A 14338-nucleotide genomic window follows, 5' to 3' on the forward strand; every position below is an offset into this window, starting at 1 on the left:
GTGGGGCAGTGCCAATGTGAAAGCGGGTGCGGGCCGTGACGCGCAGGTGGCCACGGCGGGGAAGCAGTTCAAACGCATCCGGCGATTGTCGAGCCGGCTGGGCCTGTCGGGTTAACAAACTGTAGAGCTGCGTGCAGAGAGCGCGCAGCGCAGGACCGGATGGGGCCTGGCGATGCGCCCAGGCCTCAGCCGCCCGCAGCCGGGCTGAACAGGTCCACGCGGTCGGTGATGATGCCGTCGGTGCCCAGCTCCATCAGGCGCTGGGCAGCCCAGTCATCGTTGACGGTGTAGCTCAGGGTGCGCATGCCCAGGGCCTTGACCTGGGCGACCAGCGTTGCGTCCCACAGTGCGTGGTTGCAGACAATGGCCACACAGCCCAGCTGCTGCGCCACGCCGGCCCAGCCGTCCCACAGCGTGTCCAGCAGCAGGGCGCGCGGGATGTGCGGCGCAGCGGCGCGTGCACCCGCCAGTGCGTCGGGTTTGAACGACGAAAACAGCGGCGGCACGGCCTGGCCTTGCCACAGCCGCGCCGACAGATCCCCCACGGCCCGGCCCGTGGCCTCGTCCAGGCCCGGGGTGGGCTTGATCTCGATGTTGAGGAAATAACCGTTGGCCATGCAATAGCGCGCCAGATTTTCCAGCGTGGGCAGGGGCTCGCCGGCGTAGCTGCGTGAGTGCCAGGTACCTGCATCGAGCTGCGCCAGGGCAGACCAGGGGTGGTCGCCGCCCGTCGGGCTGGCCACCTGGCCTAGCGCGGTACGGCCGTTGGTGGTGCGGTCCAGCGTGGCGTCGTGCATCAGAAAGACCACCCCATCGCTGCTGAGCTTGGCATCGCACTCGAACATGCGGTAGCCGTGCTGCGCGCCGAGGCGAAAGGCGGCCAGGGTGTTTTCAGGGGCCAGCTTGCCAGCGCCACGGTGGGCGATCCAGCGGGGGTAGGGCCAGGGGGCAGTCATCGTCAAATTGCCTTGTAGTGTGCGCGGCGCGCTGCTGTGGACACTGGCGCGGACCCAGGCGCGGGACGCCGAGAAAGGGCCGCCCCGCATCGAGGGCGTCGTCCCCCTTCCCGGCGCAGCCGAGAGAAGGGGGAAGCGGCGCAGCCGCTCAGGGGGTTGTCACTTGCGCTTGCCAGTGGTTGCATCAAACGCGTGCAGGCGGTCGGGCCGCGGCACCACGTGGATGATGGAGTCGGGTGCGGGGGCCAGGGTGCCTTCTTCCACGCGCACGATGATCTGCTCGCCGTTGATGCGGCCATAGATCAGGCGTTCGGCGCCCAGCAGTTCCACCGTCTCGACCTTGATCTCCCAGCCTTCACTGCGCACATCCAGATGCTCCGGCCGGATGCCCAGGATGGTGCCGGGCTTGGCGCCGGGCCCGTTCTTGAGCAGGTTCATGGGTGGCGAGCCGATGAAGCTGGCCACAAAAGTGGTTGCAGGCGTGTGGTAGACCTCTTCGGGCGTGCCGAACTGTTCCATGTTGCCGGCGTTCATCACGATCATGCGCTGGGCCAGCGTCATGGCTTCGACCTGGTCGTGCGTGACGAACAGGCTGGTGATGCCCAGTTCGCGGTGCAGTTTCTGGATTTCCAGGCGGGTCTGCGCGCGCAGCTTGGCGTCCAGGTTGGACAGCGGCTCGTCAAACAAGAAGACTTGCGGCTGGCGCACGATGGCGCGGCCCATGGCCACGCGCTGGCGCTGGCCGCCCGAGAGTTCGCGCGGCTTGCGTTCCAGCAGGTGGCCCAGTTCGAGGATCTTGGCGGCCTTGTCGACGCGGGCCTTGATCTCGTCCTTGGGTACCTTGGCGATCTTCAGGCCGTAGGCCATGTTCTCGAAGTTCGTCATGTGCGGGTACAGCGCGTAGTTCTGGAACACCATCGCGATGTCGCGCTGGGCGGGTTCCAGGTCGTTGACCACGCGGTCGCCAATGCGCAGTTCGCCGCCGGAGATTTCTTCCAGGCCCGCGACCATGCGCAGCAGGGTGGATTTGCCGCAGCCCGACGGGCCGACGATGACGATGAATTCGCCGTCCTGCACTTCGGCGTTGACGCCGTGGATCACCTGGTTGGCCTTGGGGCCCGTGCCATAGCGCTTGACGATGTTGCGTAGGGAGATGGATGCCATGATTTCAGAGGGTGTGGACCGTGTCAGCCAGCCCTGCGGTTCCGCGCCGGGAGGCGCAGGGCAGGGCGTTGTTCAGGGGGCTGGTGCGCACGGTTGATATGATTTTGATAGCATTAGGTACTTGTAAATCAAGCACCTTGGGCTGTTTTGGTACTTATTTTTCGGTATCGACCAGGCCCTTGACGAACCAGCGCTGCATCAGCACCACCACCAGGGCGGGCGGCAGCATGGCCAGCAGGGCGGTGGCCATGACGATGTTCCATTCGTTGCCTGAATCACCGCCAGCGATCATCCGCTTGATGCCGATCACCACGGGGTACATGTCTTCGGACGTGGTCACCAGCAGGGGCCACAGGTACTGGTTCCAGCCGTAGATGAACTGGATCACGAACAGCGCGGCGATCGACGTGCGCGACAGCGGCACCAGGATGTCCTTGAAGAAGCGCATGGGGCCTGCGCCGTCCACGCGGGCGGCTTCCACCAGCTCGTCCGGCACCGTCAGGAAGAACTGGCGGAACAGGAAGGTTGCAGTGGCCGAGGCGATCAGCGGGACCGTAAGGCCCGCATAGCTGTTGAGCATGCCCAGGTCGGACACCACCTGGTAGGTGGGCCCGATGCGCACTTCGACCGGCAGCATCAGCGTGATGAAGATGAGCCAGAAGCAGATGCCCTTGAACGGGAACCGGAAGTACACGATGGCAAACGCCGACAGCAGCGAGATCGCGATCTTGCCGATGGTGATGACCATGGCGGTGACAAAGCTCACCCACATCATGTGCGCCACCGGCGCGGTGGAGCCTGCACCCGCGCCGCCGCCAAACAGCGTGTCGCGGTAGGTCTGCCAGAAGTTGCTGCCCGGCAGCAGCGGCATGGGGGCCTGCACGATGTCCTGCGCGGTGTGGGTGGACGCCACAAACGCCAGGTACAGCGGAAAGCCTACGATGATCACGCCCAGCACCATGATGAGGTGCGAGAACGCCGTGAGATAGGGACTACGTTCAACCATTTGAATCTTTCAGATACGTTGCATGGCCCCGGGCGGCTGGAACGGGCGCGCCATGTGCGGAGGCCGCCAAGCAAGGGCCGCCCCGCAGTGAGGGCGGCGTCCCCCTCGAGGGGGAAGGCGCGAAGCGACTCAGGGGGTGCATCAGTATTGGACTTTCTTCTCAACGTAGCGGAACTGGATCACCGTGAGCACGACCACGATGGCCATCAGCACCACCGACTGCGCGGCCGAACCACCCATGTCCATGGCCTTGAAACCGTCGTGATAGACCTTGTAGACCAGGATGGCGGTGTCGCGCCCCGGGCCGCCCTGCGTGGTGGCGTCCACGATGGCAAACGTGTCAAAGAACGCATACACCACATTGATCACCAGCAGGAAGAACGTGGTGGGCGACAGCAGCGGGAACTGGATGCTCCAGAACCGGCGCCACGGGCCCGCTCCATCAATCGCGGCCGCTTCGATGAGCGACTTGGGGATGGACTGCAGGCCCGCCAGGAAGAACAGGAAGTTGTACGAGATCTGCTTCCACACGGCGGCAATCACGATCAGCGCCATGGCGTGGTCGGAGTTGAGCATGTGGTTCCAGTCAAATCCCGTCTGGCGCAGCATGTAGGCCACCACACCGAGTGATGGCGAAAACATGAACATCCACAGCACGCCGGCCACGGCAGGGGCCACCGCATAGGGCAGCAGCAGTGCGGTCTTGTAGACCAGCGCGCCCTTGATGATGCGGTCGGCAAAGATGGCCAGAAACAGCGACAGCGAAATTCCGCTCACCGCCACCAGGATCGAGAAGAACGCCGTGGTCTTGAAGGATGCAAGGTAGCCCGGGTCCTGGAACAGGTCGCGGAAGTTGGCAAACCCCACCCATTCCCGCGAGAACCCAAAGGAGTCCTGCATCTGGAACGACTGCACCAGGGCCTGGCCGGCCGGCCAGAAAAAGAAGACGCTGATGATGACCAGCTGGGGTGCCAGAAGCACCCACGGCAGCCATGCCGAGCGAAATAGAACGCGTTTTTCCATGTCCACACTCTCAAAAAAAGCCCCTGCGCATGCCGGTCCTCACCGGGGCCGTTGCCAACGGCGGGACGGGGTGGGTTACCCCGGCGGCCCTGTGGCAAAAAAGACAACCCGCCGCCCGTGAACCATGGTGGCTGACGGGGCGGCGGGCTTTTGGTGCTGACCGGCTTCAAGGCCTGTCAGCACCGGCAGGCACTGCGGTGGTCTGCTTACTTGTTGGCGCGGGCGAAACGGGCCAGTTGCTCGTTACCGCGGGTCACGGCCGTGTCCAGCGCTTCCTTGGGCGACTTCTTGCCAGCCCAAATCTGTTCGGTTTCCTCGTCGATGATCGAGCGGATCTGCACGAAGTTGCCCAGGCGGATGCCGCGCGACTTGTCGGTGGCCTTGCGGATCATCTGCGTCACGGCCACGTCGGTGCCGGGGTTCTTCTGGTAGAAGCCCGACGCATCGGTCAGCTTGAAGGCGCCGGTGGTCACGGGCAGGTAACCGGTGCGCTGGTGGCTGGCGGCCTGCACCTTGGTGTCGTTCAGGAAGTTCAGGAAGCTGGCAACGCCTTTGTATTCCTCAGGCTTCTTGCCGGCCATCACCCACAGGCTGGCACCACCGATGGCGGTGTTCTGGGGCGCGCCCTTCACGTCCGAGTAGTAGGGCAGCGCCGAGATGCCGTACGCAAACTTGGCTTCCTTGGCCACGCGGGCATACAGGCCCGACGAGCCAGTGATCATGGCGCATTCGCCTGAGGGGAACGATGCGTCGGCTGCGTTGCCGCGGCCCTTGTACACAAAGCTGCCTTCCTTGGAAGCCCTGGCCAGGTTCTCGAAGTGGCGCACGTGCAGGGGGGTATTGATCTGCAGCTGTGCATCGGCACCGTCAAAGCCGTTGTTCTTGGACGCGAACAGCGTGTTGTGCCACAGCGAGAAGCTTTCCAGCTGCGTCCAGCTGATCCAGCTGGTCGTGAACGGGCAGCTGTGGCCGCTGGCCTTGAGCTTGGAGGCGGCCGCGAACACTTCGGGCCAGGTGGTCGGGGGCTTCTCGGCGTCCAGACCAGCCTTCTTGAAGGCGTCCTTGTTGTAGTAGAAGATCGTGGTGGAGCTGTTGAGCGGATAGCTCAGCATCTGGCCGTTGGGGGCTGTGTAGTAGCCGGCCACCGCCGAGACGTACTCGGTGGGGTCAAACTTGTAGCCGCCGTCGTTCAGGATCTTGGCCACGGGCACGATGGCGCCCTTGCTGGCCATCATCGTTGCGGTACCGACTTCGTAGACCTGCAGGATGTGCGGCGCATTGCCGGCACGGAACGCAGCAATGGCACCCGTCATGGACTCGTCATACGTGCCCTTGTAGGTCGGAACGACCTTGTACTGGGTCTGGCTGGCGTTGTACTGCTTGGCCAGGTCATTGATCCAGTCGCCCAGGGCGGCGCTCATCGAGTGCCACCACTGGATTTCTACCTGCTGGGCTTGAACGGGAGCGCTCAGGGAGAGGGCGACGGCAGCCGAGACTGCCAGATGCTTGAGTTGCATGAATGTTTCCTTCGAGGATGACGAAAAGCACAAGGGCCGCATGTTGGGCAGACCGTGTGACAGTGGTGTGTCGTTGTCGCATGGCACCCGCCGGCTCACAACCGGGGAAAACCCCTTGGGTTACCTGCAAGGGGTGCGATTGTGACGCTTTTGTGACTGATTTAAACCATTCACCCCAACGTGCAAGGTTTTGGTGCATTGCACCAATCTTGGTGCATAGTGAAGGATGACCCCCGACGGCTGTCGCGTGTGCGACGGCCGTGTTCATTCCTTACCAACGCGAGCAAGCATGGCCACCAATTCGCTGGACAAGAACAAGATCAAGTTTCTGCTGCTGGAGGGCATCCATCCGTCTGCCGTTGATGTGATCCGCGCTGCGGGTTACACGCAGATCGAGACGGTGGCTGGTGCCCTGCCAGACGACGAACTCAAGCGCAAGATTGCCGACGTGCACTTCGTGGGCATCCGCTCGCGCACCCAGCTCACCGAAGACGTGTTTGCGCATGCCGGCAAGCTGGTGGCCGTGGGCTGCTTTTGCATCGGCACCAACCAGGTGGACCTGAACGCGGCGCGCGAGCGCGGCATCGCCGTCTTCAACGCGCCGTACTCCAACACCCGCTCTGTGGCCGAACTCGTGCTGGCCGAAGCCATCCTGCTGATGCGCGGCATACCCGAAAAGAACGCCGTGGCGCACCGTGGCGGCTGGCTCAAGTCGGCCGACAACGCGTACGAAATCCGCGGCAAGACGCTGGGCATCGTCGGCTACGGCTCCATCGGCACCCAGTTGTCGGTGCTGGCTGAAGCCATGGGCATGCATGTGGCGTTTTTTGATGTGGTCAACAAGCTGCCGCTGGGCAATGCACGGCAGGTTCACAGCCTGCACGACCTGCTGGGCCAGAGCGATGTGGTCAGCCTGCATGTGCCCGAGCTGCCGTCCACCCAGTGGATGATCGGCGCGGCCGAAATTGCCGCCATGAAGCCGGGCGGCATCCTCATCAACGCAGCGCGCGGTACGGTGGTCGAGATCGACCCGCTGGCTGAAGCCCTGCGCGCGGGCAGGCTGCTGGGTGCTGCCATCGATGTCTTTCCGGTGGAGCCGCGCACCAACAAGGACGAGTTCATCTCGCCGCTGCGCGGGCTGGACAACGTCATCCTCACCCCCCATGTCGGCGGCTCCACCATGGAGGCGCAGGCCAACATTGGCCTTGAAGTGGCGGAAAAGCTGGTGAAGTACAGCGACAACGGTACCAGCACGTCGTCGGTGAACTTCCCGGAGGTGGCTTTGCCTGCGCACCCCGGCAAGCACCGCCTGCTGCACATCCACCGCAATGTCCCGGGCGTGTTGTCCGAAATCAACCGCATCTTCTCGGACAACGCCATCAACATTTCTGCCCAGTACCTGCAGACCAACGAGAAGATCGGCTACGTGGTGATCGACATTGACGCCGCGTCGTCCGACCTGGCGCTGGACAAGCTGGCGCAAGTTCCCGGCACGCTGCGCAGTCGGGTGCTGTTTTGATTTTGCTCCTAAAATAGTAGCTGCAAAGGCTTATGTGACAAGCGCCTGAGCGCGCTTTGCGTTGAAACCCTGCGTTCAAGGCCCTGCGGGCAGGGCTGTCACCCCGACCCGGGCAGCAGTCCCGCAGGCCGTGGCATAAAATTTCGGCCCCAAGGCACGAGGGCGCTTCGCGCCGACCCAGGTTGATCCCATGAATGTTCCGATAGCGTTGGCTGCCCTGCAGACGCGGGCTGCCGAGCCCGTGCGTCTGCGCGAGATTCCCTACAACTACACGTCATTCTCCGACCGGGAGATCGTGATCCGGCTGCTGGGAATGCCCGCCTGGGACCTGCTGGACCAGCTGCGCAAGGAGCGCCGCACCGGCCGCTCGGCCCGCATGCTGTACGAAGTGCTGGGCGACATCTGGGTGGTGCAGCGCAACCCTTACCTGCAGGACGATCTGCTGGACAACCCCGACCGCCGCAAGATGCTGGTGGATGCGCTGCAGCACCGCCTGGGCGAGATCGAAAAACGCCGCACCCCCGCAGACGATGCCGGGCGTGACCGCCTGGTGGGCGAACTGGTGGCCGCAGCAGGGCGCGCGGTGGCCGAGTTCAACGCCACCTTCGAACAGGCCTCGCAGCTGCGCCGCCAGGTGCAAAAAACACTGGGCCGACTCACTGCCAAGGACAACATCAAGTTCGACGGCCTCTCGCGTGTGAGCCACGTGACGGATGCCACAGACTGGCGCGTGGAGTACCCGTTTGTGGTGCTCACCCCCGACACCGAGGCCGAAATGGCGCGCCTGGTCAAGGGCTGTATTGAATTGGGCCTCACGATCATCCCGCGTGGGGGCGGCACAGGCTACACCGGGGGCGCGATTCCGCTGACGTGGAAGAGCGTGGTCATCAACACCGAAAAGCTCGAAGCCATGACGGAGGTGGAAATGCGCCGCCTGCCGGGCATGGACCGCGAGGTGGGTACGGTGTGGACCGAAGCCGGCGTGGTCACCCAGCGCGTGGCCGATGCCGCCGAGCGTGCGGGCTTCGTGTTTGCGGTGGACCCGACCAGCGCCGAGGCGTCGTGCATTGGCGGCAACATCGCCATGAACGCGGGTGGCAAGAAGGCCGTGCTGTGGGGCACGGCGCTCGATAACCTGGCCAGCTGGCGCATGGTGACGCCTGACGCCCAGTGGCTCGAAGTGACGCGCCTGGATCACAACATGGGCAAGATCCATGACGTGGAAATGGCCACCTTCGAGCTGCAGTATTTCGAGGCCGACGGCAAGACGCCTGTGCGCAGCGAGCGCCTGAGCATTCCGGGCAAGACCTTCCGCAAGGAAGGCCTGGGCAAGGATGTGACCGACAAGTTCCTGGCGGGCCTGCCAGGCATCCAGAAGGAAGGCTGCGACGGCCTGATCACCAGCGCGCGCTGGGTGGTGCACCGCATGCCCGAGCACACGCGCACTGTGTGCCTGGAGTTCTTTGGCAACGCGCGTGACGCTGTACCGTCGATCGTGGAGATCAAGGACTTCATGTTCGCCGAGCAAAAGCGCAGCGGCGTGCTGCTGGCGGGCCTGGAGCATCTGGACGACCGCTACCTCAAGGCGGTGGGCTACGCCACCAAGAGCAAGAAGCACGGCGGCGGCCTGCCCAAGATGGTGCTGTTTGGCGACATTGCCGGCGACAACGCCGACGATGTGGCCCGTGTGACCAGTGAGGTGGTCCGCATCGCGAATTCGCGCAGCGGCGAAGGCTTCATCGCCATCAGCGCCGAGGCGCGCAAGAAGTTCTGGCTGGACCGCAAGCGCACAGCGGCCATCAGCCGCCACACCAACGCCTTCAAGATCAACGAAGACGTGGTGATCCCGCTGCCGCGCATGGCCGAGTACACCGACGGCATCGAGCGCATCAACATTGAATTGAGCCTGCGCAACAAGATCAAGCTGTGCGATGCGCTCACCGACTTCTTCGAGCGCGGCAACCTGCCGCTGGGCAAGCAGGACGACGCCAGCGAGATCCCTTCGGCCGAGCTGCTGGAAGACCGCGTGGGGCAGGCCATTGCCTTGGTGGCCGAGGTGCGTGCTCTGTGGTCCGACTGGTTGGCCAACGTGGCCGCGCTGTTCCCGCAACTGCAGGACCACACCCTGCGTGCCAGCTGGAAGACCCAGCTGCGCGCGCCGCTGCAAACGATCTTTGCCGGCGCGCCGTTCAAGCCGATCCTGGATGAGGCCACGGCCATCCACAAGCGCGTGCTCAAGGGCCGCGTGTGGGTGGCGCTGCACATGCATGCCGGTGACGGCAACGTGCACACCAACCTGCCCGTCAACAGCGACGACTACGAAATGCTGCAGACCGCGCACGAGGCGGTGGACCGCATCATGGTGCTGGCGCGCAGCCTGGACGGCGTGATCTCGGGCGAACATGGCATCGGCATCACCAAGCTCGAATTTTTGACCGACGAAGAACTGCGCCCGTTTGCCGAATACAAGCAGAAGGTGGACCCGGAAGGCCGCTTCAACAAAGGCAAGTTGCTACGAAATCAGGAGCAATCGGGGCAATCAATACAAGCGCTGCAGGTCAAAAACGCCTCAAATTCGCCTGTGATGCATGCCGACCTGACCAACGCCTACACCCCGAGCTTCGGCCTGATGGGGCACGAGTCGCTGATCATGCAGCAAAGCGACATCGGCGCGATTGCCGATTCGGTCAAGGACTGCCTGCGCTGCGGCAAGTGCAAACCGGTGTGCGCCACCCATGTGCCGCGCGCCAGCCTGCTGTACAGCCCGCGCAACAAAATTTTGGCCACCTCGCTGCTGGTCGAGGCGTTTTTGTACGAAGAGCAGACGCGCCGCGGTGTGTCCATCAAGCACTGGCAAGAGTTTGAAGACGTGGCGGACCACTGCACGGTGTGCCACAAGTGCTACACGCCGTGCCCGGTCAAGATCGACTTTGGCGAAGTGACCATGAACATGCGCAACCTGCTGCGCAAGATGGGCAAGAAAAGCTTCCGCCCGGGCAACGCACTGGCCATGACCATGCTCAACGCCACCAACCCCGACACCATCAAGCTGCTGCGTTCGGCCATGGTGGGCGTGGGTTTCAAGGCCCAGCGTATGGCCGTGGACATCCTGCGCAAGGTGGGCCGCAAGCAGACGGCCAAGCCGCCGGCCACGGTGGGCACCGCGCCCATCAAGGAGCAGGTGGTCCACTTCATCAACAAGAAGCTGCCCGGCGGCCTGCCAAAGAAAACGGCGCGCGCGCTGCTGGACATCGAGGACAAGGACTACGTCCCGATCATCCGCAACCCGCAGGCCACCACGGCCGAGACGGAGGCGGTGTTCTACTTCCCCGGCTGCGGGTCGGAGCGTTTGTTCTCGCAGGTGGGCCTGGCCACCCAGGCCATGCTGTGGCACGCCGGTGTGCAAACCGTGCTGCCGCCGGGTTACCTGTGCTGCGGCTACCCCCAGCGCGGCAGCGGTCAGTTCGACAAGGCCGAGAAGATGATCACGGACAACCGGGTGCTCTTCCACCGCGTGGCCAATACGCTCAACTACCTCGACATCAAGACCGTGGTGGTGAGCTGCGGCACCTGCTACGACCAGCTGCAGGGCTACGAGTTCGACAAGATCTTCCCGGGTAGCCGCATCATCGACATCCACGAATACCTGCTGGAAAAGGGCATTGCCCTGCAAGGTAAGGGCGCGTACCTGTACCACGAGCCCTGCCACAACCCGATGAAGCTGCAGGACTCGATGAAGACCGTGAAGGCGCTGGTGGGCGAGCAGGTCTTGAAGAGCGAGCGCTGCTGCGGCGAGTCGGGCACGCTGGGCGTGACCCGGCCGGACATCTCCACCCAGGTGCGTTTCCGCAAGGAAGAAGAAATCCGCAAGGGCGAAGCCCAGCTGCGTGCCAGCGGTGCCGTGGGCACGCAGGAGAACGTCAAGATCCTCACCAGCTGCCCCAGCTGCCTGCAAGGCCTGAACCGTTACCAGGATGACCTGAACAACGGCCTGCTGGAAGCGGACTACATCGTGGTCGAGATGGCGCGCGAAATTCTGGGTGAAAACTGGATGCCCGATTACGTGCAGCGCGCCAATAACGGCGGCATTGAGCGGGTGCTCGTATAGCCATGGGACATGCGGTACCCGGTTGCGCGCTGTGCGAGGGTGAAGGCGGCACGCTGATCTGGCGCGGCACGCATCTGCGTGTCATCCGCGCCGATGAGGCGGGGTTTCCGGCCTTCTACCGGGTGATCTGGAACGCTCACGTGGCGGAGTTTTCCGAGCTCTCGCCAGCGGAGCGGGCGCATTGCATGGAGGCTGTGGCTTGCGTCGAGCAAGTGCTGCGTGCGCACCTGGCTCCTGCGAAGATCAACCTTGCGGCGTTGGGCAACATGGTCCCGCACCTGCACTGGCATGTGATTGCCCGGTTCGAGGGCGACAGCCACTTTCCTGCGCCGGTCTGGGCCACTGCCCGGCGCGATCGCGACCTGGCACACGAAGCGCGGCAGACTGCCCGCCTGCCGGCGCTGGAAGCAGCACTGTGCGAGGCGCTGGCGCAGCAACCGGGGTGAGCGCGCTTCGGGCGTCACTCCTGGGCTGACCTCGCGGCTGCGTGCCGCAGGTGCAGGCTCCGAGCCTGCCCGCGTCGCACGGGGCCGGTAGCGATTGCGGAACCCCCGCAGGCCGCTGCCCTAACCCTGCGGTGGGACAATGGCGGACTGATTTCGCAATTGTTTGATAGGTGATCCCCATGGCAGGTTTGAAAACCGGTGCGCCCACTCCCGAGTCGATCACGGTACACGGCCAGTCGCGCGTGCTGGAGGTCGCGTTCTCTGACGGCGCAGCGTTTCGCATTCCGTTCGAGCTGATGCGCGTGTATTCGCCATCGGCCGAGGTGCAGGGCCACGGCCCCGGTCAGGAAGTGCTGCAGACCGGCAAGCGCGAGGTGACGCTGGTGAACCTGGAGCCCGTGGGCAACTACGCGGTCAAGCCCACGTTCTCCGACGGCCACGACAGCGGTATCTTCAGCTGGGATTACCTGTACGAGCTGGGCCAGCAGCAGGATGCGCTCTGGACGCAGTACACCGAGCGCCTGGCCGCGGCAGGCGCAGACCGCGACGCGCCCATGGCGGGCAAGGGTGGCGGCGGGCATGCCTGCGGCAGCCATTGAAGCGGCTTCGCGTACGCGTGTTCCGCGCGCCGTGGATCAGTTTGCTATAAAGTTAGTAGCTATCAGGCCAATCAGAACAAGCGCCAGAGCCCTGTATTGCTTGAAATAGCGTTGTCCAATATGCGACATATGCCCCGTTTGGGTGCGGGGTTGTCGCTGTACCCCGGGCGCTTGCGCGCCTAGCATCAAATCATGAGCACCACTCATTTCGGATTCCAGTCGGTCGACGAGCAGGAAAAAGCCCGCAAGGTGCGGGGCGTGTTCGACTCCGTCGCGTCGCGCTACGACATCATGAATGACCTGATGTCGGCCGGCCTGCACCGTGCCTGGAAGGCCTACACCGTGATGGTGGCCAACCTGCGCGAAGGCAGCCAGGTGCTGGACATTGCAGGCGGCACCGGCGACCTGGCGCTGGCTTTTTCCAAGAAAGTCGGTACGTCCGGACGCGTGGTGCACACCGATATCAACGAAGCGATGCTGCGTGTGGGCCGTGACCGCCTGATCGATGCAGGCGTGGTGCTGCCCACGCTGGTGTGCGATGCCGAGAAGCTGCCGTTCCCGGATGCCCACTTCGACGTGGTGAGCGTGGCCTTTGGCCTGCGCAACATGACGCACAAGGACCAGGCGATTGCCGAGATGTGCCGCGTCCTCAAGCCCGGCGGCAAGCTGCTGGTGCTCGAATTCTCCAAGGTGGCCAAGCCGCTGGAGAAGGCCTACGACTGGTATTCCTTCAAGGTGCTGCCGCGGCTGGGCAAGATGGTGGCGGGCGATGACGCCAGCTACCGCTACCTGGCCGAGTCGATCCGCATGCATCCGGGGCAGGAAGAACTCAAGGTCCTGATGCGGCAAAACGGCTTTGGCCATGTGGACTATCACAACATGACGGGTGGGGTTGTTGCCTTGCATGTTGGAATCAAGTGCTGATCGCTATTCGCGGTTGATTTGCGGTCGATGTGGATGAATGACATAACGGAGATGACACGATGAAACTGTGGTCTGTGGTTTTGGTGGCGCTGATGGCGGTGGTCCACGTGGACGCTGATGCCAAGCGTCTTGGCGGCGGCAAGTCCTCTGGACAGCAGTCGAACAATGTGACCCAGCGCGAGTCGGCCACGCCGTCAACGCCGGGTGCGCCGGCGCAAGGCGCAACCAACGCTGCTGCGGCCAAGCCTGCGGCAGCGCCTGGCGCAGCCGCTGCTGCCCCCAAGAAGCCTTGGGGCGCCATGCTGGGCGGCCTGGCTGCTGGACTGGGCCTGGCCTGGCTGGCCCACTCGCTGGGCATGGGTGAAGGCTTTGGCCAGATCCTGATGTTTGCCCTGTTTGCGTTGGCGGCCTTTGCCATCTTCAAGATGGTGATGCGCGCCCGCCAGGGTGGTGCAGCCGCCTCGTCGAACTCGCCACTGGCGTTCCAGGGCGCTGGCGCCGCCACGCCGTCGGCGGCGCAGGTACCACCGCAGTACAGCCCCAACAACGTGGGCAACGACGCCTCGGCCCGCCCCTGGGAGCGCAGCAGCATGGCGTTTGACGCCACACGCAATGCGTCGGGCGGTCAGGGTGCCGGTACGGGTGTGACCATCGGCTCCGGCCTGTCGGGCTCGCAGAACTGGGGTATTCCGGACGGCTTTGACACCGAGAACTTCCTGGCAGCGGCCAAGCGCAACTTCGTCACCCTGCAAGGTGCCTGGGACCGCTCGGACATCGCCACGCTGCGTTCGATGATGACCGACGGCATGCTCAACGAGATCCGCACCCAGCTGAGCGAGCGTGAAGACCACCGCGGTGCCCAGCCCAACCTGACCGACGTGGTGATGATCGAAGCCCAGCTGCTGGGCATCGAGGAACTGGCCGACGGCTACATGGCCAGCGTGGAGTTCTCCGGCATGATCCGCGAAGAGCCTTCGGCTGGCCCGAGCCCGTTCCGCGAAGTGTGGAACATGACCAAGCCCAAGTCGGGCGGCGCTGGCTGGCTGGTGGCTGGCGTGCAAGCCCTGCAGTAAGCA

At 64.0% G+C, this 14338-nt stretch carries 11 protein-coding genes; 6 read left to right on the plus strand and 5 right to left on the minus strand.

The window, feature by feature from the left end:
* Positions 1–185: 185 nt before the first annotated feature.
* The 5 genes from ugpQ to ugpB form a co-directional block, all read right to left on the minus strand.
* Positions 186–956, minus strand: a complete 771-nt coding sequence (gene ugpQ, locus ACTPOI_RS06490; RefSeq protein WP_440107546.1) for a glycerophosphodiester phosphodiesterase — start codon at positions 954–956, stop codon at positions 186–188.
* Between the two features lie 159 nt (positions 957–1115).
* Positions 1116–2120, minus strand: coding sequence for a sn-glycerol-3-phosphate import ATP-binding protein UgpC (locus ACTPOI_RS06495; protein ID WP_440107548.1), 1005 nt, complete (start codon positions 2118–2120; stop codon positions 1116–1118).
* 154 nt (positions 2121–2274) lie between these two features.
* Positions 2275–3126, minus strand: coding sequence for a sn-glycerol-3-phosphate ABC transporter permease UgpE (gene ugpE, locus ACTPOI_RS06500; RefSeq protein WP_069103600.1), 852 nt, complete (start codon positions 3124–3126; stop codon positions 2275–2277).
* A gap of 141 nt (positions 3127–3267) precedes the next feature.
* The gene (gene ugpA, locus ACTPOI_RS06505) at positions 3268–4149 is read right to left on the minus strand and encodes a sn-glycerol-3-phosphate ABC transporter permease UgpA (protein WP_069103599.1); all 882 of its coding nucleotides are present in this window, start codon (positions 4147–4149) and stop codon (positions 3268–3270) included.
* 206 nt (positions 4150–4355) lie between these two features.
* The gene (ugpB, locus tag ACTPOI_RS06510; RefSeq protein WP_440107551.1) at positions 4356–5666 is read right to left on the minus strand and encodes a sn-glycerol-3-phosphate ABC transporter substrate-binding protein UgpB; all 1311 of its coding nucleotides are present in this window, start codon (positions 5664–5666) and stop codon (positions 4356–4358) included.
* A 289-nt stretch (positions 5667–5955) separates the two neighbouring features.
* On the opposite strand from ugpB, the gene serA reads away from it, so the two are divergent.
* The 6 genes from serA (at position 5956) to ACTPOI_RS06540 (ending at position 14335) form a co-directional block, all read left to right on the plus strand.
* Positions 5956–7185 carry a phosphoglycerate dehydrogenase gene (gene serA, locus ACTPOI_RS06515; protein ID WP_440107553.1) on the plus strand — a complete coding sequence of 410 codons (1230 nt, stop codon included), beginning with the start codon at positions 5956–5958 and terminating at the stop codon, positions 7183–7185.
* A 190-nt stretch (positions 7186–7375) separates the two neighbouring features.
* Complete coding sequence (locus tag ACTPOI_RS06520) at positions 7376–11293, plus strand: DUF3683 domain-containing protein (protein ID WP_440107555.1); 3918 nt, start codon at positions 7376–7378, stop codon at positions 11291–11293.
* Between the two features lie 2 nt (positions 11294–11295).
* Complete coding sequence (locus tag ACTPOI_RS06525) at positions 11296–11739, plus strand: HIT family protein (protein ID WP_440107557.1); 444 nt, start codon at positions 11296–11298, stop codon at positions 11737–11739.
* A 179-nt stretch (positions 11740–11918) separates the two neighbouring features.
* Positions 11919–12338, plus strand: coding sequence for a gamma-butyrobetaine hydroxylase-like domain-containing protein (locus tag ACTPOI_RS06530; RefSeq protein WP_440107560.1), 420 nt, complete (start codon positions 11919–11921; stop codon positions 12336–12338).
* A 192-nt stretch (positions 12339–12530) separates the two neighbouring features.
* Positions 12531–13262 (plus strand): bifunctional demethylmenaquinone methyltransferase/2-methoxy-6-polyprenyl-1,4-benzoquinol methylase UbiE, encoded by a 732-nt coding sequence (gene ubiE / locus ACTPOI_RS06535; RefSeq protein ID WP_440107562.1) that lies wholly within the window; start codon positions 12531–12533, stop codon positions 13260–13262.
* Positions 13263–13321: 59 nt separating this feature from the next.
* The gene (locus tag ACTPOI_RS06540) at positions 13322–14335 is read left to right on the plus strand and encodes a Tim44 domain-containing protein (protein WP_440107564.1); all 1014 of its coding nucleotides are present in this window, start codon (positions 13322–13324) and stop codon (positions 14333–14335) included.
* Positions 14336–14338 lie beyond the last annotated feature (3 nt).

It is taken from the genome of Acidovorax sp. BL-A-41-H1, assembly GCF_051942715.1.